At 71.0% G+C, this 24914-nt stretch carries 31 protein-coding genes and 2 tRNA genes; 16 read left to right on the top strand and 17 right to left on the bottom strand.

What is annotated here, in order from left to right:
- The first annotated feature begins 50 nt into the window (after positions 1 to 50).
- Genes EFA46_RS04175 through EFA46_RS04160 form a run of 4 tightly spaced genes read left to right on the top strand, consistent with a single transcriptional unit; the run spans position 51 to position 3440 of the window.
- Complete coding sequence (locus tag EFA46_RS04175) at positions 51 to 1241, top strand: MFS transporter (RefSeq protein ID WP_123074494.1); 1191 nt, start codon at positions 51 to 53, stop codon at positions 1239 to 1241.
- Positions 1242 to 1285: 44 nt separating this feature from the next.
- Positions 1286 to 1855 (top strand): magnesium transporter, encoded by a 570-nt coding sequence (locus EFA46_RS04170; RefSeq protein WP_123074495.1) that lies wholly within the window; start codon positions 1286 to 1288, stop codon positions 1853 to 1855.
- Complete coding sequence (locus EFA46_RS04165; RefSeq protein ID WP_123074496.1) at positions 1856 to 2416, top strand: magnesium transporter; 561 nt, start codon at positions 1856 to 1858, stop codon at positions 2414 to 2416.
- A gap of 49 nt (positions 2417 to 2465) precedes the next feature.
- Positions 2466 to 3440, top strand: coding sequence for a nucleoside recognition protein (locus EFA46_RS04160; protein ID WP_123074497.1), 975 nt, complete (start codon positions 2466 to 2468; stop codon positions 3438 to 3440).
- Here the strand turns inward: EFA46_RS04160 and EFA46_RS04155 are convergent.
- From EFA46_RS04155 to EFA46_RS04130, 6 genes are all read right to left on the bottom strand, one after another.
- On the bottom strand, positions 3437 to 3847 hold the full coding sequence (locus EFA46_RS04155) for an RNA-binding domain-containing protein (protein WP_123074498.1): 411 nt from the start codon (positions 3845 to 3847) through the stop codon (positions 3437 to 3439). The two genes, EFA46_RS04160 and EFA46_RS04155, sit on opposite strands and share 4 nt — an antisense overlap.
- A complete protein-coding gene (locus EFA46_RS04150) occupies positions 3844 to 4395 on the bottom strand; it encodes an AAA family ATPase (protein WP_123074499.1) in 552 nt (183 codons plus the stop codon). Before EFA46_RS04150 ends, EFA46_RS04155 begins: the two co-directional genes overlap by 4 nt.
- A gap of 242 nt (positions 4396 to 4637) precedes the next feature.
- Positions 4638 to 5009 carry a YccF domain-containing protein gene (locus tag EFA46_RS04145; RefSeq protein WP_123074501.1) on the bottom strand — a complete coding sequence of 124 codons (372 nt, stop codon included), beginning with the start codon at positions 5007 to 5009 and terminating at the stop codon, positions 4638 to 4640.
- Positions 5010 to 5048: 39 nt separating this feature from the next.
- Positions 5049 to 5246, bottom strand: coding sequence for a XapX domain-containing protein (locus EFA46_RS04140; RefSeq protein ID WP_123074503.1), 198 nt, complete (start codon positions 5244 to 5246; stop codon positions 5049 to 5051).
- A 231-nt stretch (positions 5247 to 5477) separates the two neighbouring features.
- Positions 5478 to 5552 (bottom strand) — tRNA-Arg (locus EFA46_RS04135).
- 50 nt (positions 5553 to 5602) lie between these two features.
- The gene (locus tag EFA46_RS04130; RefSeq protein WP_158604245.1) at positions 5603 to 5752 is read right to left on the bottom strand and encodes a hypothetical protein; all 150 of its coding nucleotides are present in this window, start codon (positions 5750 to 5752) and stop codon (positions 5603 to 5605) included.
- A 149-nt stretch (positions 5753 to 5901) separates the two neighbouring features.
- Here EFA46_RS04130 and EFA46_RS04125 point away from each other — a divergent pair, with 149 nt between their 5' ends.
- Positions 5902 to 6816 (top strand): permease, encoded by a 915-nt coding sequence (locus EFA46_RS04125; protein ID WP_148040646.1) that lies wholly within the window; start codon positions 5902 to 5904, stop codon positions 6814 to 6816.
- Here EFA46_RS04125 and EFA46_RS04120 read toward each other — a convergent pair.
- Positions 6813 to 7397: a phosphoribosyltransferase family protein gene (locus EFA46_RS04120; protein ID WP_123074505.1), complete on the bottom strand. Its 585-nt coding sequence runs from the start codon at positions 7395 to 7397 to the stop codon at positions 6813 to 6815. The genes EFA46_RS04125 and EFA46_RS04120 overlap by 4 nt on opposite strands.
- Before the next feature lie 209 nt (positions 7398 to 7606).
- Between EFA46_RS04120 and EFA46_RS04115 the strand changes: the two genes are divergently transcribed.
- Positions 7607 to 8638 carry a hypothetical protein gene (locus tag EFA46_RS04115; protein ID WP_123074507.1) on the top strand — a complete coding sequence of 344 codons (1032 nt, stop codon included), beginning with the start codon at positions 7607 to 7609 and terminating at the stop codon, positions 8636 to 8638.
- Here the strand turns inward: EFA46_RS04115 and EFA46_RS04110 are convergent, their stop codons facing one another.
- The 3 genes from EFA46_RS04110 to EFA46_RS04100 all read right to left on the bottom strand — a co-directional run bounded on the left by EFA46_RS04110 (position 8639) and on the right by EFA46_RS04100 (position 10661).
- The gene (locus EFA46_RS04110; RefSeq protein ID WP_123074509.1) at positions 8639 to 8833 is read right to left on the bottom strand and encodes a hypothetical protein; all 195 of its coding nucleotides are present in this window, start codon (positions 8831 to 8833) and stop codon (positions 8639 to 8641) included.
- A gap of 7 nt (positions 8834 to 8840) precedes the next feature.
- The gene (locus tag EFA46_RS04105) at positions 8841 to 9392 is read right to left on the bottom strand and encodes a hypothetical protein (RefSeq protein ID WP_123074511.1); all 552 of its coding nucleotides are present in this window, start codon (positions 9390 to 9392) and stop codon (positions 8841 to 8843) included.
- A 165-nt stretch (positions 9393 to 9557) separates the two neighbouring features.
- Positions 9558 to 10661 carry an aminopeptidase gene (locus EFA46_RS04100; protein ID WP_123074513.1) on the bottom strand — a complete coding sequence of 368 codons (1104 nt, stop codon included), beginning with the start codon at positions 10659 to 10661 and terminating at the stop codon, positions 9558 to 9560.
- A gap of 79 nt (positions 10662 to 10740) precedes the next feature.
- Between EFA46_RS04100 and EFA46_RS04095 the strand changes: the two genes are divergently transcribed.
- On the top strand, positions 10741 to 11781 hold the full coding sequence (locus EFA46_RS04095; protein ID WP_123074514.1) for a low specificity L-threonine aldolase: 1041 nt from the start codon (positions 10741 to 10743) through the stop codon (positions 11779 to 11781).
- Here EFA46_RS04095 and EFA46_RS16140 read toward each other — a convergent pair.
- Complete coding sequence (locus EFA46_RS16140; protein ID WP_255494090.1) at positions 11778 to 11906, bottom strand: hypothetical protein; 129 nt, start codon at positions 11904 to 11906, stop codon at positions 11778 to 11780. The genes EFA46_RS04095 and EFA46_RS16140 overlap by 4 nt on opposite strands.
- Before the next feature lie 164 nt (positions 11907 to 12070).
- Positions 12071 to 12589: a metallophosphoesterase gene (locus EFA46_RS04090; protein WP_123074515.1), complete on the bottom strand. Its 519-nt coding sequence runs from the start codon at positions 12587 to 12589 to the stop codon at positions 12071 to 12073.
- A gap of 73 nt (positions 12590 to 12662) precedes the next feature.
- Between EFA46_RS04090 and EFA46_RS04085 the strand changes: the two genes are divergently transcribed.
- The gene (locus EFA46_RS04085) at positions 12663 to 13628 is read left to right on the top strand and encodes a cation diffusion facilitator family transporter (RefSeq protein ID WP_123074517.1); all 966 of its coding nucleotides are present in this window, start codon (positions 12663 to 12665) and stop codon (positions 13626 to 13628) included.
- 30 nt (positions 13629 to 13658) lie between these two features.
- Here EFA46_RS04085 and EFA46_RS04080 read toward each other — a convergent pair whose 3' ends face one another.
- Positions 13659 to 14045 (bottom strand): DUF5684 domain-containing protein, encoded by a 387-nt coding sequence (locus EFA46_RS04080; RefSeq protein ID WP_123074518.1) that lies wholly within the window; start codon positions 14043 to 14045, stop codon positions 13659 to 13661.
- Between the two features lie 154 nt (positions 14046 to 14199).
- Between EFA46_RS04080 and EFA46_RS04075 the strand changes: the two genes are divergently transcribed.
- A complete protein-coding gene (locus EFA46_RS04075; RefSeq protein WP_123074520.1) occupies positions 14200 to 16671 on the top strand; it encodes a DEAD/DEAH box helicase in 2472 nt (823 codons plus the stop codon).
- Here the strand turns inward: EFA46_RS04075 and EFA46_RS04070 are convergent.
- Positions 16661 to 17053 (bottom strand): universal stress protein, encoded by a 393-nt coding sequence (locus tag EFA46_RS04070; protein WP_123074522.1) that lies wholly within the window; start codon positions 17051 to 17053, stop codon positions 16661 to 16663. The two genes, EFA46_RS04075 and EFA46_RS04070, sit on opposite strands and share 11 nt — an antisense overlap.
- 39 nt (positions 17054 to 17092) lie before the next feature.
- A complete protein-coding gene (locus tag EFA46_RS04065) occupies positions 17093 to 17845 on the bottom strand; it encodes an Sjogren's syndrome/scleroderma autoantigen 1 family protein (RefSeq protein ID WP_123074524.1) in 753 nt (250 codons plus the stop codon).
- Positions 17846 to 18066: 221 nt separating this feature from the next.
- On the opposite strand from EFA46_RS04065, the gene mdh reads away from it, so the two are divergent.
- On the top strand, positions 18067 to 18981 hold the full coding sequence (gene mdh, locus EFA46_RS04060; RefSeq protein WP_123074526.1) for a malate dehydrogenase: 915 nt from the start codon (positions 18067 to 18069) through the stop codon (positions 18979 to 18981).
- Between the two features lie 13 nt (positions 18982 to 18994).
- Here mdh and EFA46_RS04055 read toward each other — a convergent pair whose 3' ends face one another.
- Positions 18995 to 19240 carry a ferredoxin gene (locus EFA46_RS04055; RefSeq protein ID WP_123074528.1) on the bottom strand — a complete coding sequence of 82 codons (246 nt, stop codon included), beginning with the start codon at positions 19238 to 19240 and terminating at the stop codon, positions 18995 to 18997.
- An 85-nt stretch (positions 19241 to 19325) separates the two neighbouring features.
- Between EFA46_RS04055 and EFA46_RS04050 the strand changes: the two genes are divergently transcribed.
- The 5 genes from EFA46_RS04050 to EFA46_RS04030 all read left to right on the top strand — a co-directional run bounded on the left by EFA46_RS04050 (position 19326) and on the right by EFA46_RS04030 (position 23937).
- Positions 19326 to 21569, top strand: a complete 2244-nt coding sequence (locus EFA46_RS04050) for an ATP-dependent DNA helicase (protein WP_123074530.1) — start codon at positions 19326 to 19328, stop codon at positions 21567 to 21569.
- Entirely contained in the window at positions 21566 to 22078 is a 513-nt protein-coding gene (gene cgi121, locus EFA46_RS04045; RefSeq protein WP_123074532.1) for a KEOPS complex subunit Cgi121, read from the top strand. The genes EFA46_RS04050 and cgi121 overlap by 4 nt, the downstream gene beginning before the upstream one ends.
- A gap of 272 nt (positions 22079 to 22350) precedes the next feature.
- Positions 22351 to 22692, top strand: coding sequence for a hypothetical protein (locus tag EFA46_RS04040; RefSeq protein ID WP_123074534.1), 342 nt, complete (start codon positions 22351 to 22353; stop codon positions 22690 to 22692).
- A 289-nt stretch (positions 22693 to 22981) separates the two neighbouring features.
- Entirely contained in the window at positions 22982 to 23629 is a 648-nt protein-coding gene (locus EFA46_RS04035) for a class I SAM-dependent methyltransferase (RefSeq protein ID WP_123074536.1), read from the top strand.
- Positions 23630 to 23664: 35 nt separating this feature from the next.
- Positions 23665 to 23937, top strand: coding sequence for an amphi-Trp domain-containing protein (locus tag EFA46_RS04030; protein WP_123074538.1), 273 nt, complete (start codon positions 23665 to 23667; stop codon positions 23935 to 23937).
- A 123-nt stretch (positions 23938 to 24060) separates the two neighbouring features.
- Here EFA46_RS04030 and EFA46_RS04025 read toward each other — a convergent pair.
- Positions 24061 to 24133: transfer RNA gene (locus EFA46_RS04025), tRNA-Gln, on the bottom strand.
- Positions 24134 to 24306: 173 nt separating this feature from the next.
- Between EFA46_RS04025 and EFA46_RS04020 the strand changes: the two genes are divergently transcribed.
- Positions 24307 to 24885: an IMP cyclohydrolase gene (locus EFA46_RS04020; RefSeq protein ID WP_123074540.1), complete on the top strand. Its 579-nt coding sequence runs from the start codon at positions 24307 to 24309 to the stop codon at positions 24883 to 24885.
- Positions 24886 to 24914: the final 29 nt, after the last annotated feature.

Below are 24914 nucleotides of genomic sequence, written 5' to 3'. Positions count from 1 at the left end.
CGCCTGCCGCAGTCGGCGCGTTTTAGTCCGCGACGAGCGCACCAGAGAGCGTGTCCTCGCGCCTCGCCCGCCTGCGCTCGCTCGACGTCCTCGCGGCGACGGCGCTCGTCTGGTTCCTCGCGAAGTTCCTCCGCTACGCGTTCCCGCCGCTCTTCCCCGCCCTCGGCGCGCGCTACGGCGTCACGGACGCCGCGCTCGGCACGGCGTTCACCGCGATGATGCTCGTCTACGCCGCCCTCCAGTTCCCCTCGGGCGCGCTCGCCGACCGTATCGGCGCGGCGCGCGTCATCACCGCCGGCGCGGTCGTCGCCGCCGGGGCGGCGCTCGCGCTCGCCGTCGACGTCCCCTTCCTCGCGCTCGCCGCCGGGATGGTGCTCGTCGGCCTCGGCACCGGCGTCCACAAGACCGTCGCCGTCGGGCTGCTCTCCGCCGTCTACCCGGACCGGACGGGCCGCGCGCTCGGCGTCCTCGACACGGTGGGGGCGTTCGGCGGCGTCGCCGCGCCCGCCGCCGTCGCCGTCCTGCTCGCGAGCGCGCGCTTCGACTGGCACGCGCTCTTCGCCGTCGCCGGCGTCGTCGGCCTCGCGCTCGCCGCGCTCGCCTACCCGCGAATGCGCGCCCGCGAACCCGCGCCCACGGACCGGGACGACGACGAGGACGGCGTCTCGCTGGCGCGCTACGCCGCGCTCTTCGGTGACCCGGCGTTCGCGGGGTTCGTCGCCGTCACCGTCTGCGCCGCCTTCGCCTACAACGGCGTCGTCGCGTTCCTCCCGCGCTTCCTCGAGTACGCCGGCCTCACGCCCGCGACCGCGAGCGCCGTCTACAGCGGCCTCTTCGTCGTCAGCCTCGTCCAGACAGTCACCGGCGACCTCGCGGACAGGGTGGGGCCGCTCGCGGTCGTCACCGGGACGCTCGCGCTCGCCGCGCTCGGCCTCTGCGCGCTCACCTTCGGCGGGTTCGGGACGGTCGGGCTGGTCGCCGCCGTCGTCGTCTTCGGCCTCGGCGGCCACGGCTTCCGACCCGTCCGGGGCGCGTACCTGATGGCGCTCCTCCCCGCCGAGCGCTCCGGGGGCGGCCTCGGCGTCGTCCGCACCGTCCTGATGGGCGCGGGCGCGCTCGCGCCCGCCGTCGTCGGCGTCCTCTCCACCTACGCCGACTTCACGGTCGCGTTCGGCGCGCTCTGCGTCGCGCTCGTCGGCGCGGCGGGCGGCGCCGCCGTCCTGCTCGCCGTCGACGGGTGAGCGGCGGCCGGGGTATTTTACGGGGTGGGGCGTCTGCGTCCACCATGAGCATCCGCGACGTCGCCGCCAGCGCCTATCGGGAGGCCGCACCGGCGCTCGTCGCGAGCATGATCGGGGGCCTCTTCGCGGGCGTCGTCCTCAGCGGGATGCGCGCCGAACTGCAGGCCGTGCCGGGGCTGCTCGTCTGCGTCCCCGCGCTCCTCGCGACGCGCGGGAACGTCTACGGCTCGCTCGGCGCACGCCTCGCCACCGGCCTCCATCAGGGCTTGCTTCGGCCGCGCTTCGAGGCCGACGAGCGACTCGTGAACGCCGCCGCCGCCGCGATGGCGAACGGCCTCCTCGCCTCCGTCGCCGCCGCCGTCCTCGCGTTCTGCGTGCTCCTCGCGCTCGGCCGCGAGGTCGCGTCGCTCGGCGTGCTCGCCGCGATAGCGTTCGTCGCCGGCCTCCTCTCCGGCGTCGTCCTCACCGTCGCCGTCGTCGCCGTCGTCGTCGTCGGCTTCAGGCGGGGGTACAACCCGGACGCGCTCGTCGGCCCGCTCGTCACCACCATCGGCGACGTCTTCGGCCTCGCCTTCCTCGTCGTCGCCGTTCGGCTCGTCCTGGGGGTGGCCTGAGTGCCCGAGGAGTGGACCGTCTCGGCCATCATCCGCGCCACCCTCCCCGTTCTGCTGGGGCTCACCGCCGTCGAGGTCGGGAGCGGCCTCGTCCTCGGGAGCTTCGAGGCGACGCTCTACCGCTACCCGAGCCTGCTCGTGTTGGTCCCGGTCACCATCGGGACCGCCGGGAACCTCGGGAGCATCCTCGCCTCCCGGCTCTCGACGTCCTTCCACCTCGGCACGCTCTCCTTCTCCGCGACCGACGACGACCTCGCGGGGAACGCGCTCGCGACCGTCACGCTCGCGCTCACCGTCTTCCCGCTCGTCGGTGCGGGCGCGTGGGGCGCGACGGCGCTCACCGGCGCGCAGACCGACCTCGGCGTCTGGACCGTCGTCACCGTCTCCTTCGCCTCCGGTGCCGTGCTCGCGCTGCTCGCGGTCGTCGTGACCGTGGTCGCCACCTACCTCGCCTATCGGCTCCGCCTCGACCCCGACGACGTCGTCATCCCCGTCGTCACGAACCTCTGCGACGTCCTCGGCATCGTCGTCCTCTTCGCCGTCGTGCAGCTGCTCGTGTAGGCGGGCGCGGAGCGACGCGCCTTTTGGGGCGCGCGCCCGTAGCCCGGGTATGTTCGGCGTCCCCGTCGTCGACGTCCTCGAAGTCGTCCTCCCACGGGTCGCCACGGTCGTCGCGTTCATCTCGGTCGGCGTCTTCGCCGCGAACCTCCTCGTGGACTTCGGCGCGGTGCGCTACGTCGCCGCGCTCGCGAAACCCCTCACCGGCCCCGCGAACCTCCCGAGCGAGGTCGGGAGCGCCATCCTCACCACCGCCGCCTCGACGACCGCCGGCTACGGGATGCTCGCCGAGTTCCGCGAGTCCGGCGCGCTCGACGACCGCGCGACTCTCGTCGCCGTCACCATCAACACGTTCTTCGGCTTCGCCCAGCACGTCTTCACGTTCTACGCGCCCGTCCTCATCCCCATCCTCGGCCTCCGAATGGGCCTCCTCTACGTCGGCTTCCGCGCGGGCATCGCGCTCGCCATCACGGTCCTCGGCGTGCTCGCCGGCGCGCTACTGCTCTCCGATGCGAACGTCGACCGCGCGAAGCTCGGTGACGTCGAGGCCGACGCACCGGGCGAGGAGGCGAAGTCGACGCGCGCGAAACTCCGCTCGGCCGCCGAAACGACCGCCTCGCGCCTCCGCTCGATACTCCCCCGCTTGCTCGTCGTCTACCTCGTCCTCGAAGCCGTCCTGATGACGGTGGACGTGACGCGCCACACGGGGCCGCTGAACGACGTGGCGGTGGCACTCACCGGCCTCCCCGTCGAGAGCGTGCCCGTCGTCGTCGCGTTCACCTTCAACACGACCGTCGGCGCGCTCACCGCCGCGAGCCTCGTCCCCGAGACGCTCACCGTCGAACAGGGCGTCGCGGCGATGCTGCTCGGCGGCGTCTTCTCCTTTGCCGTCTCGACGTTCAAGCGCTCGATTCCCTTCCAGTACGGTATCTGGGGGCCGACGTTCGGCTCGAAGGTCATCGCCGTGAACGTCGCGACGAAAGTCGTCTTCGTCGCGCTCGCGCTCGCCCTCCTCCTCGCCGTCTAGAGCTCGACGGGGTCGCCGTCCTCCGTCTCCGGCGCGAGGTACGTGATGAACTCCTCGACGTCCGGTTCGCGCACCGTCACCGCGACGTGGATGTCGCCGAGTTCCGCTGGCTTGCCCACCGAGAAGTTCACGACGCCGCGAAAGGCCGCCTGCTTCTTCAGGTCGAACGCGAAGCCGGAGTCGGTGCGGCCGTCGAGGAACGCCGAGCGCGCCGTGTCGAGGATGCGCTGCTCGAAGAGGCACTCACGGAACGCCTCGAGGTCGTGCGTCGAGGCCACCACCTCCTCGGAGCCGACGTCGACGTCCGCGTTCGGGAAGAGTTCCTCGACGGCGCGCGCGACGCGGTCCGGCACCTCCGTCGCCTGCACGGGCGCGCGCACCTCGACGTCCACGCTGTAGACGGTCACGCCGCCTCACCCCGCAGGAGGTCGCGGACCGACTCGTGGAACGACTCGAGGGTGTCCGTGTTTTCGATGGTGAGGTCGGCGGCCTCGATGGCCTCGCCCATCCCGAAGCCGAGTTCGCGCTTATCGCGCTCCTCAAGGCTCTCGCCGCCCTCGTCCGCCGTGGCGTCGCGGCCGCGTTCGCCGACGCGCTCGCGGCGCACCTCGAAGGGCGCGTGGACGTTCACGAGCAGGAACGACTCGCCGAACGCCTCCTCGAAGCGCTCGACCTCCGCGTCCGAGCGGATGCCGTCCACGAGCACGACCTCGCTCCCGTCGAGGGCGTCCTCGATGACGGGGAGGGAGGCGTCCGCGACGGCCGCCGGCCCGCCCTCCTCGCGCAGCGCCTGTGCCACCTCGCCGTGATGCGTCGTCGGGTCGAGGCCGCGCGCCTCGCACTCCCGACGGATGACGTCGCCCATCGTCACGACGGGCACGTCGAGTTCCTCCGCGACCGCCGCCGCCTCGCTCTTCCCGCTCCCCGGGAGACCGACGATACCGATGACCTTCATACGCGAGAGATAGCCGCGTCGGCGGTTTAAACACCAGCATCCCTACGTGACGTGCTCGCCGCAGCCGAGGCAGAGCGGCGGGTGACAGGGCTTCGTCGTCGTCATCCGCTGCGTCTCCTCGCACGTCGGACAGTACGCGGTGTCGTCGCTCATACCGGGTGTGCGCGGGAGAGCCACATATGCGTACGCCCTCCGGCAGGCGGACGCGACGCCGGCGCGGCCGGCAGGTCAGCCGGGAGCGTTCAGAAGCGATAGAGCGACGTGACGTAGGGGAGTGTCCCGAACATCCAGATGGCGACCGGGAGGCCGACGACGGTGACGGCGAGGAACGCCGCGAGGTTCGCCCAGAGGAGGCTCGCCCACCAGCCGACGAGGACGAAGTAGACGGCGCGCAGGAGGAGGCCGTGCTGGCTCCCGCCGTCCTCGGCGTCGAGGCTCCGGGGTTCCTTGAGCGTGAGCGCGGTCGGAACGAGGTTGATGAGTTTGATGCCGATGGGGATGCCGACGACGGTGACGTTCAGGAACCACGCGACGTTGACGAGCACGGGCGTCGCCCACCAGCCGACGACGACGAACCAGAGCGCGCGAGCGAGGAACGAGCGTTGTTCGGCCATACCTAGGGGAGGCACCGCGAGGGGAAAACGTCGGGGGCGCTACGAGAGGCCGAGCCACCGCAGGACGTCGAAGCCGACGCCGGTGACCTCGACGAGGCGGTAGCCGAGGTAGATGCCGACGATGCCGACGACGCCGGGGAGCGACGGCGGCGCGGGAATCGGCACGCGGAGGCCGGCGAAGAGCGCGCCGGTACAGACGCCGACGACGAGCGCGGCGGCGACGAGTGTGGTGTTCATACGCGTCTCGAGGACGGGCGCGAGGAAAAGGACGCCGAAGCGCGACGAGACGCGGCGCGGTGCGGAGCCGAGCGGTTCGAGTGGTGCGGGGCGGTCGGGGTTCGGGAGTACGGAACCAGCGTACTCGCGCGACGCGCGAGTTTCACCGCGAGCCTCCGGCTCGCGGGACGTTTTAGCGTAGCTTTTGCGAGGAGCGGGTCGCGAAGCGACCCCGACGAAGTAAAAGGTCCACGGGCACGAAGGGATTTGAACCCTCGCGCTTCTGGTTAGAAGCCAGACGCTCTGTCCGAACTGAGCTACGTGCCCCACCGGGAGAGTACGCCGGAGGGGGCAAAAGACGTTCGGGACGGGGTGGCTCAGAGGAGGGCGTCGACGTCCTCGAAGTCGCTGCGACAGTAGGGGCACCGGTAGTTCGTCTCGAAGCCCGTCCGCTGAGCGACGGTCCGGGTTTGGAGTTCGTGCATCGCGATGCCGCGTTCGCACTCCGGACAGTCGAGCTTGGGCACGCGTGAGAGTCACATGCGCTACGCACTTAAACGGTTGGCATTTGGATAGGTCGGCGCGACGCAGTCGGGCGGTCGGCCGGTTCGCGGCCGGCAGGGCTACCCGGCGAGGGGTGGCGAACAGTCTTAATGCATGGCACTAGAGGAAGCGTATGGAGCTAGATAGCAGGAGTCGGGTGGCGAACACGCTGGTCGAGACGTACAGGCGCTACGTCGGCGAGCCGGACCGCCTCGCGGACGTCTACGTTGGGTTCGGGCTGTTCTTCGGCGGGGTGACGCTCGGCGTCGTCGGCGTGCTGATGTTCCTCTGGGCGACGACGATTCCCGCCGCGTCGCCGTTCCACTGGCAGTTGCGCGAGATCGCGGGCGCGCTCGCGCTCACGGGCCTGCCGGCGTTCCTCCTGAGCATCCCGGTGCTCCTGCCGGTCGACCGGCGCGCGACGTACGTCGCGGCCGTCGGGGGCGTCGTCTGCCTGGTCGGCGTCGGCGTCTTCGTCACGAGCTACCCCCAGCACTGGAACGTACAGGGGACGACCGACCACAGCACGCTCGGCGTCGTCGTCTACACGGCCGGCCTCGTCGGCCTCGTCGGCGCGGGCGGCGCGGGCCTCGTCTCCGACCGCGTGGAGCGCGCGCGCCTCGCGGGCGGCGGCGGCGAGACGGCGACGGACGCCGCGAGCGCGGACGACGGGGCGAGCGACGACCCGGCGGTGTCGGACGCGGAGGTCGAGCGCGACATCGAGGAGGCGATGTCTGACTCCGAACTCTCGTGGGGCGGCGTCGAGAAGACGAACACGACGCGGCTCAACATCGACACCGGCGACGAGGACGTGGAGCGCTCGAACCTGACGACCGAGAACGCAAACGTCTCGCGGAGCGAGGGCGTCGATTCGGCCGTGAGCGGGCTCCAGAAGCTTCGCGGCGGCGAATCGACGGAGGAGACGGGCGAGGGCGCGGACGACCAGGTCGCGGCCTTACAGGAACTCCGCCACCAACAGGAGATGGAGGAGCTCGCGACCGACGACGACGACGGGGTCATCGACCGCGTGAAGTCGCTCTTCCGCTAGGTCTCCGCGACGAAGAGCGGGAGCGTGGCGAGCGTCTCGACGCCCGGGTGTTCGCGGCCCTCGGCGAAGACGGCGGCGCGCGCCGCGACGGTGGCGTCGACAGTCTCGATGAGCGAGTCGAGCGACGCCATCGTTCCGCCGGTGGAGACGGCGTCGTCGACGAGCGCGACGCGTGCGCCGTCGAGGCGCGCGGCGTCCGCGCCGTCGAGGACGAGGCGCTGCTCGCCGGCGGTCGTGATGGAGTCGGCGGCGACAGAGACGGGGTCGCGCATGTACGACTTGACGCTCTTGCGAACGACGACGTACTCGACGTCGAGTTCGGCCGCGAGCGCCTGCGTGAGCGGGAGGGACTTCGCCTCCGGCGTGACGAGGTAGTCGATGCCGGGGTCGCGGTCGGCGAGGCGGTCCGCGAGCGCCGCGGCGGCGGACTCGACGAAGCGCGTCGTCCCGAGGACGAGGTGGGCGTCCGAGGCGACGTACGTGTCGTCGTCGACCGCGACGACGGGCAGGGTCCACTCCTCCCCGAACAGCTCGAGGGTGTAGGCGTCCCGGCCGCGGTACGGGCGTTCGTAGCGGGTCATCGCGGGCGGCCCCCGAGCGGGTGGTCGGTGGAGTCGGCGTCGTGCATACCGGGCGAACGGGCGCGACGCAGTTAGACGTTCACCCGCTCGCGTCCGCAGCGCGACCCGTCCGGGCCTCGGGAGGTCTCCGGAGGCGTCCCGAGGCGAACGGTCGAACGGTCATCGTTCGCTGCCATACTTTTAAGATGAGCGGTTTCGAGAATTCGCGTATGGCCAAAGGACTCGACGTCGGGACGATGAACCTCATTTCGGCGCGCCAGGAAGGCGCCGACACGGTCTTCGTCCAGCAGCGCAACTCGTTCGTCGAACTGGACTACAGCGACATGGCGGACCAGATGCTCTCGCGAAGCGACGTCCTCCACATCAAGAAGGGCGACCAGGTCTACGTCGTCGGCGACGACGCCCTGAACTTCGCGAACATCTTCAACCGCGAGACGCGGCGCCCGATGAAGGCGGGCATCCTCTCCTCAGACGAGAAGTCCGCCATTCCGATGATCAAGCTCATCCTCCAGCAGGTCGTCGACGACCCCCAGCGACCGAACGAGCGGCTGTTCTTCTCGACGCCCGCCGACCCCATCGACTCCGAGCTCTCCACGCTCTACCACCAGAAGACCCTCGAGTCCATCCTCGGCGACATGGGTTACGACCCCGAGCCCATCAACGAGGGGATGGCGGTCATCTACAGCGAGCTCGCGGAGAACGACTTCACGGGCCTCGGCATCAGCTTCGGTGCGGGCATGACGAACGTCTGTCTCTCCTACTACGCCGTGCCCGTCATGCGCTTCTCCATCGCGCGCGGCGGCGACTGGATCGACGAGCAGGCCGCGCGCGCCACCGGGACGCCCGTCGACAAGGTCACCTCCACGAAGGAGGAGGACTTCCGCCTCGACTTCACGAGCGACGTCGGCGGCGTCGAGGGCGCGCTCGGCATCTACTACGAGAACCTCCTCGACTACGTCGTCGAGAACGTCGTGAAGGAGGTGGACGAGGAGGACGTCGAGGAGGGCCTCGACGTGCCCGTCGTCGTCACCGGCGGCACCGCGAGCCCGGAGGGCTTCGAGGGCCTCTTCCGCGAGCGCCTCGCGGAAGCCGACCTCCCCTTCTCCGTGAGCGGCGTCCAGCGCGCGAGCCAGCCCCTCTACAGCGTCGCGCGCGGCGCGCTCGTCGCCGCCCGCTCCGAGGAGGGCGCGGCCGGCGGCGAGGGCGAGAGCGGCGACTCCGAGGCGGAAGCCGAGCAGTAGCTACCCCTCGAGGAAGCGCCGGAGCGCCGCGTCCCACGACTCGTCCTCGCGTTCCGCCGGCGAGTGGTCGGCGGGGACGTCCGCGAACCCGCAGTCCTCGCAGACGACCGCGCGGTGCTCCTCGAAGACGAGTTCCTCCAGCGTCCCGCCACAGCGCGGACAGTCCACGGCCGGTTCGTCGGGTTCGGAGCTCATGGCGTCGCTAGCGGTAGTGTTTGAAGAGGAGCGCGCGCACGTCGTCCTTCGTCCGCGCGTGCTTCGTCGAGCCGTCCGGGAGCGTCACCGCGTACTTCCCGTCGCTCGACTCCACCTCCTCCCAGACGTCGTCGTTGTCCTCGAGGAGCTGCATCGTCTGCGCGAGCGGGCTCGGGCCACCCCCGCCGGCGTCCGCGTCCGCATCGCCGCCGTCACCGTCGTCCGCATCGCCGTCGATATCGGCCGCCTCCGCGTCCTCGCCGGCGCCCTCGCCCGTCGCATCGGGTGCCTCGGACTCGACGGCCGGCGTCTCGTCCGGCAGGTCGTCGACGGAGAGGTCGGACGCGTCACCGTCGTCGTGCCCGCCGCTCGCGGCCGCCGCGCCCGCGTCGGTGCCGAGCGCGCCGTCGTCGGGGCTCGCCTCGTGCTGGTCGATGAGGTACTGGAGGGCGTCGCGCGTCCGCATCGTCCCGTACTCGCCCAAGTGCTCCTCGGCGAGCGCCGCGCGGAGCTCCTCCAAGTACTCCGCCTGCTCGGCGGCGATATCGATCTCCGGCATACTCGAACACGGGCGGCCGGGCACCAAATAGGTGGGCGTCGAGACGCGCGGGCGTCGCTCGTGTTCGGGGGGTCGCGGTTCCGTAGGAACCGCGTTATGCCTCACAGGTCGCTTTGCTCCCCGTTCGTGTTTTCGCGACGCCCTCGCTATCGCTCGGTTGTCGCGTTATTCCTCGAACCCGTCCTCGAAGACGAACGTCCCGTCGCGCTGGACGACCTCGCCGTCGACCTCGATGCGCGAGTCCTCGCTCATGTCGACGATCATGTCGACGTGGACGGCGGACTCGTTCGGCTCGCGGCCCTCGGGGACGCAGTCGTCGTAGGCCATCCCGACCGCGAGGTGGACCGTGTCGCCCATCTTCTCGTCGAAGAGCATGTTGTAGGTGAACCGGTCGATGTCGCGGTTCATCCCGATGCCGAGCTCGCCGAGGTAGCGCGCGCCCGGGTCGGTGTCGAGGACGTCACCGAGGACGTCCGCGTTCCGGTCGGCGTCGTAGTCCACGACGCGGCCCTCCTCGAACTCGAGGGAGGCGTTCTCGATCTCGTGACTCTGGTGGTAGAGCGGGAGGTCGAACCGGACCGTGCCTTCGACGCTCTCCGGGACCGGCGCGGTGAACACCTCGCCGCCGGGGAGGTTGTGCTCGCCGTGGTCGTTGAGCGTCCTCATCCCCGCGACGCTCATCGTGAGGTCGGTCTCAGTACCGGAGACGATGCGGACCTCCTCGGCGGGGTCGAGTATCTCCACCATCTGCTGTTGGTGCTCGCGCTGGGTCTCCCAGTCCTTGTTGACGGCGTCGTAGACGAACTCCTCGTAGGCCTCCGTGCTCATGTTCGCGAGCTGGGCGTTCGCGGGCGCGGGATACTGCGTGAGGCACCACCGCGTGTCGAGGAGTTCGGAGCGAGCGGGCGCGTACGCGCGCTGGAAGGCGGCCTGCGTCTCGCCGTCGACGTCGCTGGACTCGGTGACGTTCTCGTCGGCGCGCACGCGGATGGCGACGTCGACGTGCTCGTAGAGCGCCTCGAGGTGCTCGTGCGCGCCGATGTCGTCCTCGTCGACGGCGCGGAGGTAGGCGCGCTCGGCGCGCGCGCTCCCGAAGCGGCCGTTGTAGAGCATCAGCGGGTGCGCGCCGCGCTCGGCGAGCTCCTCGTAGACGGCGACCGCGAAGTCCTCGGCGACCGGCGGGGCGTTGACGACGACGCGGTCGCCCGCCTCGACGCTCGTGGAGTGCTCGACGACGACTGCGGCGTGCTCTCTGACGCGAGGGTCCATAGCGTGAGAACGGCGAGCACCCCCAAACCGCTTGCGGACGGAACGGGGGGCCTTTGGCGCGCGCCATCCACGGACGCGTATGAGCGACGACGCGGACGCGCCCATCGACCTCCGAAGCGACACGGTGACGACGCCGAGCGAGAAGATGCGCCGTGCGGCTGCGAACGCCCCGGTCGGCGACGACGTCTACGGCGAGGACCCGAGCGTGAACGACCTCGAAGCGACGGCCGCCGACGTTCTCGGCTTCGCGGACGCGCTCTTCGTGCCCTCGGGGACGATGGGGAACCAGCTCGCGGCGCGCGTCCACACCGAGCGCGGCGAGGAGGCGGTCGTCGAGGCGGAGAGCCACGTCGTGAACTACGAGCTCGGCGGGTTCGCCCAGCACAGCGCCCTCCAGACGCGGCCCGTCGATGCGGGCGAGCGCGTCGTCCCGTCGCCCGCACAGCTGCGCGAGGCCCACCACGCCGAGAACCTCCATCGACCCGGCACGGGCCTCGTCGCCATTGAGAACACGCACAACGCCAAAGGCGGGGCCGTCGCGGCCGTCGAGGACGTCGCGGCGCTCGGCGACGAGGCCGCGGACCTGGGCGTCCCCCTCCACCTCGACGGCGCGCGGCTCTTCAACGCCGCCGTCGCCGCCGGCGTCGACGTCACCGCGTACACCGAGCACGTCGACTCGGCGAGCGTCTGCCTCTCGAAGGGGCTCGGCGCGCCCGTGGGCTCCGTGCTCGCGGGGAGCGAGGCGTTCGTCGCGGACGCCAGACGCGCCCGCAAGCTCCTCGGCGGCGGGATGCGGCAGACGGGGCTGATCGCGGCACCGGGGCGCATCGCGCTCACGGAGAACGTCGAGCGCCTCGCCGACGACCACGCGAACGCCGAACGCCTCGCGCGCGGCCTCGACGGCATCGACGGCCTCGACGCCGCGGACCCCGAGACGAACATCGTGCTCGTGGACACGTCGGGTTCGGCCCTCGGGGCCGAGGCGCTCGTCGAGCGCTGTCGGGACGTCGGCGTGCTCGCGAGCGCGTTCGGCCGGGAGACGGTGCGCTTCTGTACGCACCTCGACGTCGGCCGGGCCGCTATCGACGACGCCGTCGAGCGGGTCGCACGCGCCGCCTAGCGCCCGCCTTTCCCCTCGCGGAAGCTCAGGAGCGTCCGCCGGAGGAGGAGATAGCAGAAGAAGACGAACCCGAGGACGAGCGCGAGGAGGACGTAGAACATCGGGTCCGACGGGAACAGCGCCATGGGGGTGGCTACCCGGCGGAGCCGCAAAGTGGTTTCGCCCCCGCGTCGCTATCGCAGGGTGAAACGGCCGTTTGAGCCTACGCTACCCTATTGATACCGGACTCCGTAGGTAGGTGTACAGGCGCGCGGCGTACCCACGCCCCGGTCGGCGCGCGCCTGCCCCGCTAGACGTTTCGGCCCTCCACCCGAAACTCCCGCAGTACGGTGCCGTCCCGGTCGATGATTTTCCCGTCCAGTCCCCCCTCGCGTGGCGTAAGTTCGGCGTGGCTCGCAGGGTTCCCGCGCGGTTCCGCGTGACTCCCCGGATTCAGGAGGACGCAGTCCTCGGTCTCGGTGACGCTCGGGCGATGGGTGTGGCCGGAGACGACGAGGTCCGCGCCGCGTTCGCGCCCGAAGAGCGCGAGCGCCGTCGGCCCGCCACGCGCACGATGCGTGACCGCGACCCGGACGCCGGCGAGTTCGACGGTGCGCGCCTCGGGGAGACGGTCGCGGACCCCCGGGCTGTCGCTGTTGCCGTAGACGGCGTGCAGGCGCTCGCTCGCGGACTGGAAGGCGTCGAGTGCGGCCTCGCTCGTGAAGTCGCCCGCGTGGAGGACGGCGTCCGCGCGCTCGACGGCGTCGCGGGCCGCGCCCGCGAGCTCGTGGCCGCTCCGACTGTGCGTGTCGCTGAGGACGGCGAACATACCCGGGAGTTCGGGCGGCAGGGAGAAAGGCACAGCGGGTGCCTTTAGGTGGCGGCCGCGTCTTGACCCGCCAATGGCGAGTTCGAAGCGAGTCGTGATCGCGGCCGGCATCGCGAACGGCGCCATCGCGATCATGAAGTTCCTCGGCTTTCTGCTGACCGGGAGTCCGGCGATGCTCTCGGAGACGTATCACTCCATCTCGGACACGGGCAATCAGGTCTTCTTGCTCATCGGCCTCCGATACAGCGGTCGGGAGGCCGACCGCACCCACCCGTTCGGCTACGGCAAAGCGCAGTTCTTCTACAGCTTCCTCGTGAGCGTCCTCCTCTTCGGCATCGCGGGCTGGATGTCGCTCACGCACGGCTACGAGGCCATCGTCCACGGCCACGCGAGCTCGCTCCACGGCAAAGTCGAGCTGCTGGGCGCGGGCTTCCGCGCGGTCTACGTCAACTACGTCGTGCTCGTCGGCGCGTTCGGCTTCGAGACCTACGCGCTCGTCACTGCCTATCGCGGGATGCGGATCGACATGGACGAGCACGGCTGGACGAGCTTCGTCGAGGCGTTCAAGAAGACGAGCAACATCACGACGCTCACCGCGTTCACCGAGGACACCGTCGCGGTCAGCGGCATCGTCCTCGCGTTCCTCGGCGTCTTCCTCACCGACTACACCGGGAACCCGCTCTGGGACGGCCTCGCCGCGCTCTGCATCGGCCTCCTCCTCATGGGGTTCGCGCTCGCGCTCGCGTGGGAGAACAAGCGCCTCCTGCTCGGCGAATCCCTCCAGAAGAACGAGGAGGACGAACTGCGCGAGACGGTCGCGAACTGGGAGGGCGTCACCGGCATCGTGGACTTCCGCACCGTCTACTTCGGGCCGAACCGCGTGCTCGTCGCCGCCGACGTCGCGTTCGACGGGGACCTCGACACCCGCGACGTGGACGAGCGCATCACGGCAATCGAGGACGCGCTCGTCGAGCAGAACCCGAGCGTCCGCAAGGTCTACATCGAGCCCGAGACCGCGACGAGCACGGGCGGGCACTAAACGGGACGGACGCCGACCCGCGTCGGCGGCCTACGACGGCCCCTGATAGCGGTAGTCCCCGAAGCCGAGGATGGGGAAGAAGACGAAGCCGAGGAACCAGAGACCGAGCGTGAACCCGAGTCCCTGTCCGAACGCCTCCGCGATGCCCTTCGACAGCCGGTAGGCGGCGTAGATGTTCACGATTGGGACGAGGAAGAGCAGCAGCCACCACCACGCGTTCCCGCCGATCTTGAGCATGACGTACGTGTTGTATATCGGGATGATCGCCGCCCAGCCGGGCTCGCCGGCCTTCTCGAACGTCTTCCAGATGCCGGCGATGGAGACGAGGACGAGGACGAGCCAGACGAGGAACAGGACGCTCGACCCGCCACCGCCGCCCTGCTGGAGGGGGAGCGAACCGGTCAGTGTGAGGACCATATCGGGCCGTCGGCATCGCCCGGCATAAATCCCCGTCTCACCGGTCGGTCCCCTCGCGGAACCGCCCGACGCGGGCGGGTCGTCGCGGCACGCGACGCGGCGCGCGTCGCGCCGCGCGGAACCCTTAACCGACAGAAAGGCGAACCCACGGCAAATGGCGGCCACCGACCCGGAGCAGTCGTACGTCGAGCATCCGCTGCTCGCCGAGGGGTTCCTCGAGGACCGACGCTACCAGAGCGAGCTCGTCGAGCGCGCGCTCGACGACCACACGCTCGTCTGCCTCCCGACCGGCCTCGGGAAGACGACGGTCAGCCTCCGCGTCACGGCCGACCGCCTGCAGGACGACGTCGGCGCGAAGAGCCTCCTGCTCGCGCCGACGAAGCCACTCGTCGAACAGCACGCCACCTTCTACCGCGAGGCGCTCGAGGTCCCCGAGGACGAAATCGTCGTCTTCACCGGGGACGTGCGCCCGGACGACCGGGCGGAGCTCTGGGGCTCGGCGCGCGTCGTCGTCGCGACCCCGCAGGTCGTTGAGAACGACCTCGTCGGCGGGCGCATCGACCTCCGGGACGTCGTCCACGTCACCTTCGACGAGTGCCACCGCGCTACCGGCGACTACGCCTACGTCTACATCGCCGAGCGCTACCACGCGGACGCCGCCGACCCGCTCGTCACGGGGATGAGCGCGTCGCCGGGCGGCGACGAGGAGGAGATCCTGACGGTCTGCGCGAACCTCGGCGTCCGGGAGGTCGCGGTGATGACGGAGGACGACGCCGACGTCGCCGACTACACCTACGACACGGACGTCGAGTGGGAGCGCATCGAGCTCCCCGAGGAGGTGCTGGAGGTCCGCGACGAGCTGAACGACGTCATCCGTGAGCGCCTCGAGAAACTGAAGGAGCTCGGCGTCGTCAACACCACCCAACCCGACCTCTCGCAGAAGGACCTGAACAAGGTCCACGGGAAACTGCGCGAGCTCATCGACAACGACCAGTCGGAGGGCTACGAGGGGATGAGCCTCCACGCGGAGGTGATGAAGCTCCGGCGCGCCGTCGAGCTCGTCGAGACCCAGAGCGTCGAGTCGGTGCGACGGTACTTCGAGCGCCAGAAGAACGCCGCGCGCTCCTCGGGGGCGTCGAAGGCCTCCCAGCGCCTCGTCTCCGAGCCGAGAGTCAAGGAGGCGATGCGGCGCGCGGAGGCCTTCGACGGCCTCCACCCGAAGTTCCGCCGCACCCGCATGCTCCTCGCGGAGACGCTCGGTATCGAGGGCGGCGACCGCGTCATCGTCTTCACGGAGTCCCGCGACACCGCCGAGGCCCTCACGGAGTTCCTCGGGAACCACTTCGACGCGCGGCGCTTCGTCGGGCAGGGCGACAAGGAGGGCTCCGACGGCATGACGCAGACCGAACAGCAGGAGGTGCTCTCGGAGTTCAAGGCCGGGGCGTTCGAGGTGCTCGTCTCCACGAGCGTCGCCGAGGAGGGCCTCGACGTCCCCGAGGTCGACCTCGTGCTCTTCTTCGAACCCGTGCCGACGGCGATTCGCTCCGTCCAGCGCAAGGGCCGGACGGGCCGGCAGACGGAGGGGCGCGTCGTCGTCCTGATGGCCGAGGACACCCGCGACGAGGCCTACTTCTGGATCTCGCGGCGGCGAGAGGAGGAGATGGAGAGCGAGTTGCGCTCGCTCCAGTCGCTCGCGGACGACCTCGAGGCCGAACTCGACGACGGGCAGGAGACGCTCGAGGAGTACGCGGACGGCGACGCGCCCGCCTCGACGGGTGGCGTGCGGAGTTCGGCGGACGGACAGGCCGGCCTCGCGGACTTCGAGCGCGGCGACGAGGCCGGGGGCGACGGCACGACGAGCGACGGGGAGGCGGACGCCGAAGCGGAGGGCGACACCGACGACGAACGCACCGAGGACGGGAGCGAGGACGAGGATGTCGTCGCGCGCGCCGACCCGCCGGAGGCGGAGGAGCACGTCGAGGTCGTGGTGGACCAGCGCGAACTCGACTCGAACATCGCGCGCGACCTCTCGAAGCGCGAGCACGTCGACACGCGCCTCGAAACGCTCGCCGTCGGCGACTACGTCGTCTCCGACCGCGTCGCCGTCGAACGCAAGAGCATCGCGGACTTCCTCGACACCTTACTGGGCGGGGACCGCGACCTCTTCGAGCAGGCGCGCGACCTCTCGCGCCACTACGACCGGCCCGTCTTCCTCCTGGAGGGCGGCGACCTCTACGGCGCGCGCAACGTCCACCCGAACGCCATCCGGGGCGCGCTCGCGTCCGTCGCCGTCGACTACGGCATCAGCGTCCTCCGCACGGAAGACGAGGCGGACACGACGGACATGCTGGACGTGCTCGCCGGGCGCGAGCAGCTCACCCGCGACCGGGAGGTGTCCGTCCACGGCGAGAAGGGCGCGAAGACGAAGACCGAACAGCAGGAGTACGTGGTGTCGAGCATCGCGGACGTCGGCCCGGTGACGGCGCGCGCGCTCCTCGCGCACTTCGGGAGCGTCGAGGCCGTCATGACGGCGAGCGAGGACGACCTCATGGAGGTCGAGGGCGTCGGCGAGGTCACCGCCGAGCGCGTTCGGGACGTCGTCGCGAGCGACTACGCTACGGAATGACGGTGACGGGGACGCGTTTCGCGTCCATCACCGTCTCCGTGACGCTCCCGAGGATGGCGCGCTCGACGGCGCCCGAGCCGTGGTGACCCATCACGACGTGGTCGTAGCCCTCCTCCTCGACGAGCGTGAGGACGTCCTTCCCGATCCGGTTCGACGGCCGGAAGTCGAGGCTCACGTCCGTGTGGACGGCCGGGTCGTCCTCGACCTCGTGGGCCTCGAGGACGTCGCGGGCGCGCTCGACGATGTCCTCGGTGGCGTCGTTTCGCGAGTCAGTGACGTGGACGACGTGCAGGCTCGCGTCGTAGCGCGGCGCCATGTCCGCCGCGAACTCGAGCGCGCGGAAACTGCAGTCCGAGCCGTCGATGGGGACGAGAATCTGCATGCGTGCGGAGTCGCGGGCCACGGAGTTAACTCCTGTCGCCTATCGGAGCGCGTCGAGCGCCTCGGCGGCCTCGCGGGCGGCCGCCGCGAGTTCGCGCGCGTTTCGGGGGTCGTCTGCGGCGGCGGCGCGCTCGGCGAGCGTGGAGACCGAGCGCGAGAGCGACGCGCGCGCTGACGCCACGCCGTCCGTCGCGTCGGCCGCGTCGGACACGTCGCGTTCGTCACTGGCGGGCCGGGGCGGGTCGCGCGCCGGGTCGCGCTCGCCCTCGGAGCGACCGTGGCCGCGGCGGGACGCGTCACGGCCGGCGTTCGCGTGCGCCTCGGCCGTCACGTCGTGCGTGTGCTCCTCGGGGGAGTCGGCGTCGACGTCCGGGGCGAGCGAGCGGGTCGGCGCGCCCGTCGACGCCGGCGACGCCTCGGCGGCGTCCTCGTCACCCGCGCCGGCTTCGGGTGCATCGGTCGCCCGCGCGTCCGCGCTCGCCGCCTCGTCGTCTGCCGCGTCGGTGGCGTCCGCGTCGCTCGCGCCGACCTCGATTTCGGTCGCGTCCGCGTCCGCCGCCTCCGCGGCCTCGCCCTCCGCCTGACAGGTCGGGCAGAACTCGTTGCCCTCGTAGCGAAAGAGCGGGTTCCCGCAGCGGTCGCAGTGCTTGTTCGTCATCGTCGCGCCCTGCAGGAGGAGTTCGCTCATGCGGCCGGTGCGCTCGCGGTCGTCGGCGTCCGCCGCGTACTTCTCGCGGAGCTCTCGCTTCTGCGCCTCTCGGTCGAACCCCTCGGGGTCCTCTCGGTCGCTCATGGGTGCGTACAGGACGCGCGCGCCGAAAAGCGTGATGACGCTCGGCGCCCGTTGCGGGCCCGAGCGATAGCGAGGGGGCGCAGAACGTCGAGCGGGAGTGGGCGGACGCGAACGACACGCGAGACTGAGAGCCGAACGCGCGTGCGGCTCCCGGGAGAGCATCCGGCGGCGCGGAGAGAGGCGGTACGTTTAACGGGACGCCACGCCGTGTTGCAGGTGATATGTCGAAAGTGAGCATCGTCGGTGCGGCCGGTACGGTCGGCGCGGCGGCGGGCTACAACCTCGCGCTCCGCGACGTCGTCGACGAGCTGGTCTTCGTCGACATCCCCGACCAGGAGGACGCGACGGTCGGGCAGGCGGCGGACGCGAACCACGGCGTCGCCTACGACTCCAACACGGAGGTCTATCAGGGCGACTACGCGGACACGGCGGGGTCGGACGTCGTCGTCGTCACGGCGGGCATCCCGCGCAAGCCCGGGCAGTCCCGCCTCGACCTCGCGGGCGACAACGCGCCTATCATGGAGGACATCGGGTCGTCGCTCGCCGAGTACAACGACGACTTCGTCTCCATCACGACGTCGAACCCCGTCGACCTGCTGAACCGCCACCTCTACGAGACGGGCGACCGGGAGCGCTCGAAGGTCGTCGGCTTCGGCGGCCGCCTCGACTCCGCGCGCTTCCGCTACGTGCTCAGCCAGCGCTTCGACACCGCCGTGCGGAACGTCGAGGCGACCATCCTCGGCGAGCACGGCGACGCCCAGGTGCCGGTCTTCTCGAAGGTGCGCGTCGACGGCCGCGACCCCGCGTTCTCCGACGACGAGAAGTCGGAGATCCTCGACGAGCTCCAGCAGTCCGCGATGGACGTCATCGAGCGCAAGGGCGCGACCCAGTGGGGGCCCGCGACCGGCGTCGCGCACATGGTCGAGGCCGTCGTGCGGGACACCGGCGAGGTGCTCCCGGCGAGCATCCCCCTCGAAGGGGAGTTCGGCCACGAAGACACCGCGCTCGGCGTCCCCGTGAAGCTCGGGGCGGACGGCGTGGAGGAGGTCGTGGAGTGGGACCTCACCGAATACGAGCGCGACCAGCTCGGCGAGGCCGCCGCGAAGCTCTCCGAGCAGTACGAACAGATCTCCTGAAGCGAAGGGCGGCTCAGACGACGCGCTCGCCGTCGTCGTCGTAGACGGCGATGGCGTCCACGGGACACGCGCGCGCCGCGAACTTCGCGTCCAGTTCCGCGTCCTCGGGGACGTCGCGGGCGAAGACGCCGTCATCGACCTCCTCGCCGTCCACGAGGACGGCCTTCCCGGCGTCGCGGTCCACCTCGAAGCCCGCCTCCCATTCGGCGGCGCACTGGAACATCCCGATACAGGCGTCCCGGTCGAACTCGACTCGCATACCGGAGCGTGGGCGCGGCGGGCGTTTAGCGGTGGCGGTCGCTGACACGACAGTTTAAACCCGAATCGACGCCTAGTCGCGGGTAATGCAACCGACGGACCTGACGGGGCTACCGGACGGCGTTCCGGAGCACCTCGCCGAGCAGGGCATCGAGGAGCTCTACCCCCCGCAGGCCGAGGCCGTCGAGAAGGGCGTCACCGACGGCGAGAGCCTCGTCGCGAGCGTCCCGACGGCCAGCGGGAAGACGCTCATCGCCGAGCTCGCGATGCTCGCCGCCGTCGAGCGCGGCGGGAAGGCCCTCTACATCGTCCCCCTCCGCGCGCTCGCCGGCGAGAAGGCCCGCGAGTTCGAGCAGTTCGAGCAGTACGGCCTCTCCGTGGGCGTCTCCACGGGCAACTACCAGAGCGACGGCGAGCGCCTCGCGAACAACGACCTCATCGTCGCCACCTCCGAGAAGGTGGACTCGCTCGTCCGGAACGGCGCGCGCTGGGTGGACGACCTCGCGTGCGTCGTCGCGGACGAGGTCCACCTCGTCGACGACGCCCACCGCGGCCCCACGCTCGAAGTGACGCTCGCGAAGCTCCGCGCGCGCGTCCCGGACCTCCAGACGGTCGCGCTCTCCGCGACCGTCGGGAACGCCGACGAACTCGCGGCGTGGCTGGACGCCGAGCTCGTCGACTCCGACTGGCGGCCCATCGACCTCCGCACGGGCGTCCACTACGGGCAGGCCCTCCACCTCGACGACGGCACCACGCGCGAACTCCCCGTCGAGCGCGGGGAGGCTCAGACCGCCGCCATCGTCCGCGACACCCTCCAGGACGACGGCTCGACGCTCGTCTTCGTGAACTCGCGGCGGAACGCCGAGGGCGCGGCCAAGCGCCTCGCGACCGTCGTCGCGAAGGAGCTCACGAGCGGCCAGCGGGCCGAGCTCGCCGAGGTGGCCGAGGAGATACGGGCGGACAGCGACACCGAGACCGCCGAGACGCTCGCGAGCGCCGTCGAGCGCGGCGCCGCCTTCCACCACGCCGGCCTCTCGCGCACCCAGCGCGAACTCGTCGAGGAGGCCTTCAGGGACAGACTGGTGCGCACGGTCTGTGCGACGCCGACGCTCGCCGCCGGCGTGAACACGCCCGCGCGCCGCGTCGTCGTCCGCGACTGGCAGCGCTACGACGGCGATTCGGGAGGTATGAAGCCCCTCGACGTCCTCGAAGTCCACCAGATGTTCGGGCGCGCGGGCCGCCCCGGCCTCGACCCGTACGGCGAGGCGGTGCTCGTCACGGACGACCACGACGGCCTCGAAGCCCTCTTCGACCGGTACATCTACGCGGAGCCCGAACCCGTGCGCTCGAAGCTCGCCGCCGAGCCCGCGCTCCGCACGCACGTCCTCGCGACCGTCGCGACGCGCTTCGCGACCACGCGCGAGGAGCTCCTCGAGTTCCTCGACGGCACGCTCTACGCCGAGCAGACCGACGAGACGGGCCGCCTCGAGCAGGTCACCGACGACGTGCTCGCCTACCTCGACGCGAACGACTTCATCGAGCGCGACGGCGGCCTCCGCGCGACGGAGACGGGCGAGCTCGTCTCCCGCCTCTACGTCGACCCGATGAGCGCCGCCGAGATCATCCACGGCCTCCGCGAGGCCGACGCCGAGACCTCGCCGCTCGGCTTCTACCACCTCGTCTCGCGGACGCCCGACATGTACGAGCTCTACCTTCGGTCGGGCGACCGCGAGAAATACACCGAACTCCTCTACGAACGCGAGGCCGAGATACCCGGGAGCACGCCCTCCGAGTTCTCCGAGGGCGAGTTCGAGGACTGGCTCTCCGCGCTGAAGACCGCGACGCTCATGGAGGACTGGACGGAGGAGCTCGACGAGGACCGCATCGCCGAGCGCTACGGCGTCGGCCCCGGCGACATCCGGGGGAAGACGGAGACCGCCGAGTGGCTGTTGGGCGCGGCCGAGCGCCTCGCGGGCGAGCTCGACCTCGACTGCACGACGGCGGTCCGGGACGCGCGCAAGCGCGTCGACTACGGCGTCCGCGAGGAGCTGTTGGACCTCGCGGGCGTGCGCGGCGTCGGGCGCAAGCGCGCGCGGCGGCTCTACCGGGCGGGCATCGAGGACCGAAGCGAACTGCGAAACGCCGAGAAGCCCGTGGTGCTCGGCGCGCTCCGCGGCCGGCGCAAGACCGCCGAGTCCGTGCTCGCGGCCGCCGGTCACCCCAACCCGGAGATGGACGACGTGGCGGCGGACCCGGACGCCGCGCCCGACGACACGGCGACGAGCGACGCGGGCGGGGACGGGCAGGCGAGCCTCGGTGATTTCGAATGAGGCTCCTCGAAGGGGTGGTGGAAGTCGACGACCTCGATTCGTTCGTCGCCGAGCTGGGGGCCATCGGCGACGCGCACGACTGCGCGGTGCAGGCGTTCGACGCGCGCTACGTCGCGGGCCGCGAGCACCTCGCGAGCGCGCTCGCGCACGCCGAGCGGGCGTTCGAGCGCGGCGAGAACGTCGCGCGCGAGCGTGCGGTCGAGATCCTGCTCTACGCGGCGGGCCGCCGGCAGATACGACGCGCGCTCGAGATGGGCGTCGAGGCGGGTGAGACGCCCGCCGTCGTGCTCGTCGCGGCCGACACCGGCGTGCGCGACCCCGAGCGCGCCGAGGCCGCCGCCGGGAACGCCGTCACCGAGCACCTCGCGCCCGGTGGCGGCTTCGACGCGCGCGACGACGAGCGCATCCGCGCGTTCTTCGATATCGGCGACGCGGAGCTGGCGGCGACCGACGCCGGACTGGAGGCGCTCGTCCGCGAGCGGGTCGCGCTCCTCGACGTCGAGAAGTGACGTGGTTCTGAACGGGGTGCAGAACCACGGAGACGCGAGCGGTGAGCAACTGCGAACCGCGAGCAACCGTCCGAGAACCGCGAGGGATCACGGCGATGCGACCCACGAGAAGCGCGGTCAGTGTCTGAGCGAGCAAAGCGAGGTTCACCGCGCGGCTTCGCCGCGCGGGGTTTTTTCGCTCATATTTTTGCGGCGGGTGGGTCGCGTGGCGGCCCCGAGTCGGAAGCAGATGGGCCGTTGCGTTCTTCCGGGCGGCGTCGATACAGCCGCCCATGGGAGACCCGAGCGAGACCGCGTCCGAGCGCCAGCACGAGCGCGCAGAGCACGTCGAGAACATCATCGACGAGACCGTGCAGGGCCTCGAGTACCCGACGAACCCGAGCGAGATGAAGGCGGCGTACAGCGACCGGGTGAACGAGCTGCCGAACGAGACGGAGACGCTCGGCGACGTCTTCGACCGCCTCGCGCCCGACGAGTACGACACCCCACAGGACGCCCGCGAGGCCGTCCTCGGCGAGCTCACGGGCGAGGCGGGCGAGGAGCACGGCGACGCGAACGAGTACAACCCGGAGCGCGAACTCGACGCGATGGAGGAGGCGGAACGCGAGGACTGACGCGACGCCGAGCCATGCGGAACCCCCGGTTCCGCGTGTCCGTGCGGGCGACTCGTGGGTCGCCCGAACGACGAGAGCGGGGGCCCGCGGCGACTCCACCGTGATGGAGTCGCCGTCGCGGCACGGGAAGAGCCGCGCCGACGGTGTGACCCGCCGCATGCGGTGGGTTTCCACCCGAAACGACGCCCGCGTGTGGCTGACAGGCGTCTGACGTTCCGGCGGCGGCGCTCACCCCGCCGGTCGGAGCGCCCGACACGTATTAGCCGCCGGCGATACTCGAACCGAGGAGATGGACGGCTCGCGCGACGACCGAACGCTCGCGTTCTACGACCGCTGGGCACATTTCTACGACCCGCTCGTACGCTCGATACCGGGCGTTTCGGGGGTTCGCGACGCAGCGGTCGACGCACTTGGCGCGACGGCGGGCGACACGGTCGTCGACGTCGGCTGCGGGACGGGCGCGAACCTCGCGCGCCTCCGCGAGCACGTCGGCGAGACCGGGCGCGTCGTCGGTATCGACGCGTCCCGGGGGATGCTCGCGCGCGCCAGGCGAGCGGGCGGGGACGCGGCGCTCGTTCGCGGGGACGCGGCCCGGCCGCCGGTGAGAGGCGGCGTGGACGCAGTGCTCGCGTCGTTCGTCGTCGGCGTCCTCGACGACGCCGCGGCCGCCGTCCGCGCGTGGTGCGACCTGCTCGAGCCCGGTAACCGCCTCGTCCTCGTGGAGGCGACGACGAGCGCGGGGACGGTGGGCCGACTCGCGAACCCGCTCTTTCGGGCGTTCGTTCGCGCCGGCGCGCCCGGAACGCCCGCAGGCGCGGCGCGCACGCTCGACGCCGCGGTGGAGCGGGCGCACGCCGCCGCACGCGAACGCGCGACGCGATGCCACGAACGACGACTGGTCGGGGGGTTCTGCTCGGTGTTCGTCGCCGAAATGTGAGGGTGACTTATTCCGACGGCGCCCGTAGGGGAGGTATGCCCGAAGAAGTCGTCTTCGAGTCCGAGAGTGAGCGGAGTCGCGCGGATGTCGCCGAGCTCCTGCGACGGGTCGCCGACAGCCTCGACGCCGGCGACGACGTCACGCTCAGCGCCGGCGAGGAGTCGGTGACGCTCGCGGTCCCGGAGCGCGTGACGTTCGAGACGAAAGTCGAGGAGGAGACGGGTGCCGGCCCCGTCGAGACGAGCGTCGAGTTCGAACTCGAGTGGACCGACGGGGAGGGCGGCGACGGCGAGTTGCGCGTCGAGTAACGTCGCGCGACCGCCGACGTGTCTCGGCCGCCCCACCGATCCGGTGGCGGCCGGACGCGAGCGTCGAAATCGGCGCCTGGAGACGGCGGTCGCTTCCGGTCGAGAGACCGTAAGGAAATGGAGTAGTTCCACCAGGATTCGAACCTGGGTCGTTGCCCCCAGAAGGCAACAGGATTGGCCGCTACCCCATGGAACTACGCGCCGTGTCGCTTCGCACACGAGCATACTCCGTGGCCGAATATGAGTCTTGCGGACTCCACCGAGACGCCGGACGGCGGTGGCGTCGGCGGGTTTCGAGGCGCCAGGGGAACGGCCCGAACGTGCATAGACCGCCATCTATATACCGCCGATAGGCGCACGGACGTGTGTATGTACGTCGGTCGTTTCGTCGTGGTGGGTCCCGGTCTCGGGGCGTACCGCGTCTCCTCTCGGTCGTTCCCGAATCGCCAGGTCACCGCGCGCGAGGACGCCCTCACGGTCGGGCCGACGCCGGACGCGCCGGAGACGGACAACCCCTACATCGCCTACAACTGCGTGCGCGAGGCGGGCGACGGCCTCGCGGTCGTGGGGAACGGGTCGCACGTCGACCCCATCGCCGAGAAGCTCGACCTCGGCTATCCGCCCCGCGACGCGCTCGCGACGGCGCTGTTCGCGCTCGACTACGAGAAGGACAACTACGACACGCCGCGTATCGCGGGCGTCGTCGGGGCCGAGGAGGCGTACGTCGGGACGGTGCGCGCGGACGCCCTGAAGGTCGAGCGCGTCGAGGAACCGACGCTCGTCGCGACCTACGAGAAGGACGACCCCGAGGCCTACGCGCTGGAAGCGACGACCGCCGAGGCGGCGGCGCGCGAGGTGTACGACGCGGACTTCGAGCACGCGGTCTGCGCGGCGGCGGCCGAGGTGACGGCGGACGGCGTCGAAACCGCGCTCTACAACGGCGAGTAGTCGAGTCCCGCGAGCGTTTTTTGCGTCGC

The organism is Halarchaeum sp. CBA1220, from assembly GCF_003721175.2.
Lineage (GTDB): Archaea > Halobacteriota > Halobacteria > Halobacteriales > Halobacteriaceae > Halarchaeum > Halarchaeum grantii.
Note: the sequence above shows the minus strand (reverse complement) of the source record. Positions and strands in the feature narration are given on the sequence as shown.

Coding starts and splice junctions, on each gene's coding strand:
- EFA46_RS04090 (WP_123074515.1), bottom strand. CDS start 12,589: ATGTTCGCCGTCCTCAGCGACACGCACAGTCGGAGCGGCCACGAGCTC.
- EFA46_RS04105 (WP_123074511.1), bottom strand. CDS start 9,392: ATGCCGGAGATCGATATCGCCGCCGAGCAGGCGGAGTACTTGGAGGAG.
- EFA46_RS04125 (WP_148040646.1), top strand. CDS start 5,902: ATGGAGCTAGATAGCAGGAGTCGGGTGGCGAACACGCTGGTCGAGACG.
- EFA46_RS04115 (WP_123074507.1), top strand. CDS start 7,607: ATGGCCAAAGGACTCGACGTCGGGACGATGAACCTCATTTCGGCGCGC.
- EFA46_RS04080 (WP_123074518.1), bottom strand. CDS start 14,045: ATGGTCCTCACACTGACCGGTTCGCTCCCCCTCCAGCAGGGCGGCGGT.
- EFA46_RS04100 (WP_123074513.1), bottom strand. CDS start 10,661: ATGGACCCTCGCGTCAGAGAGCACGCCGCAGTCGTCGTCGAGCACTCC.
- EFA46_RS04160 (WP_123074497.1), top strand. CDS start 2,466: ATGTTCGGCGTCCCCGTCGTCGACGTCCTCGAAGTCGTCCTCCCACGG.
- mdh (WP_123074526.1), top strand. CDS start 18,067: ATGTCGAAAGTGAGCATCGTCGGTGCGGCCGGTACGGTCGGCGCGGCG.
- EFA46_RS04110 (WP_123074509.1), bottom strand. CDS start 8,833: ATGAGCTCCGAACCCGACGAACCGGCCGTGGACTGTCCGCGCTGTGGC.
- EFA46_RS04095 (WP_123074514.1), top strand. CDS start 10,741: ATGAGCGACGACGCGGACGCGCCCATCGACCTCCGAAGCGACACGGTG.
- EFA46_RS04170 (WP_123074495.1), top strand. CDS start 1,286: ATGAGCATCCGCGACGTCGCCGCCAGCGCCTATCGGGAGGCCGCACCG.
- EFA46_RS04035 (WP_123074536.1), top strand. CDS start 22,982: ATGGACGGCTCGCGCGACGACCGAACGCTCGCGTTCTACGACCGCTGG.
- EFA46_RS04030 (WP_123074538.1), top strand. CDS start 23,665: ATGCCCGAAGAAGTCGTCTTCGAGTCCGAGAGTGAGCGGAGTCGCGCG.
- EFA46_RS04070 (WP_123074522.1), bottom strand. CDS start 17,053: ATGCAGATTCTCGTCCCCATCGACGGCTCGGACTGCAGTTTCCGCGCG.
- EFA46_RS04065 (WP_123074524.1), bottom strand. CDS start 17,845: ATGAGCGACCGAGAGGACCCCGAGGGGTTCGACCGAGAGGCGCAGAAG.
- EFA46_RS04040 (WP_123074534.1), top strand. CDS start 22,351: ATGGGAGACCCGAGCGAGACCGCGTCCGAGCGCCAGCACGAGCGCGCA.
- EFA46_RS04075 (WP_123074520.1), top strand. CDS start 14,200: ATGGCGGCCACCGACCCGGAGCAGTCGTACGTCGAGCATCCGCTGCTC.
- EFA46_RS04085 (WP_123074517.1), top strand. CDS start 12,663: ATGGCGAGTTCGAAGCGAGTCGTGATCGCGGCCGGCATCGCGAACGGC.
- EFA46_RS04055 (WP_123074528.1), bottom strand. CDS start 19,240: ATGCGAGTCGAGTTCGACCGGGACGCCTGTATCGGGATGTTCCAGTGC.
- EFA46_RS04020 (WP_123074540.1), top strand. CDS start 24,307: ATGTACGTCGGTCGTTTCGTCGTGGTGGGTCCCGGTCTCGGGGCGTAC.
- EFA46_RS04145 (WP_123074501.1), bottom strand. CDS start 5,009: ATGGCCGAACAACGCTCGTTCCTCGCTCGCGCGCTCTGGTTCGTCGTC.
- EFA46_RS04140 (WP_123074503.1), bottom strand. CDS start 5,246: ATGAACACCACACTCGTCGCCGCCGCGCTCGTCGTCGGCGTCTGTACC.
- EFA46_RS04150 (WP_123074499.1), bottom strand. CDS start 4,395: ATGAAGGTCATCGGTATCGTCGGTCTCCCGGGGAGCGGGAAGAGCGAG.
- EFA46_RS04120 (WP_123074505.1), bottom strand. CDS start 7,397: ATGACCCGCTACGAACGCCCGTACCGCGGCCGGGACGCCTACACCCTC.
- EFA46_RS04050 (WP_123074530.1), top strand. CDS start 19,326: ATGCAACCGACGGACCTGACGGGGCTACCGGACGGCGTTCCGGAGCAC.
- EFA46_RS16140 (WP_255494090.1), bottom strand. CDS start 11,906: ATGGCGCTGTTCCCGTCGGACCCGATGTTCTACGTCCTCCTCGCGCTC.
- cgi121 (WP_123074532.1), top strand. CDS start 21,566: ATGAGGCTCCTCGAAGGGGTGGTGGAAGTCGACGACCTCGATTCGTTC.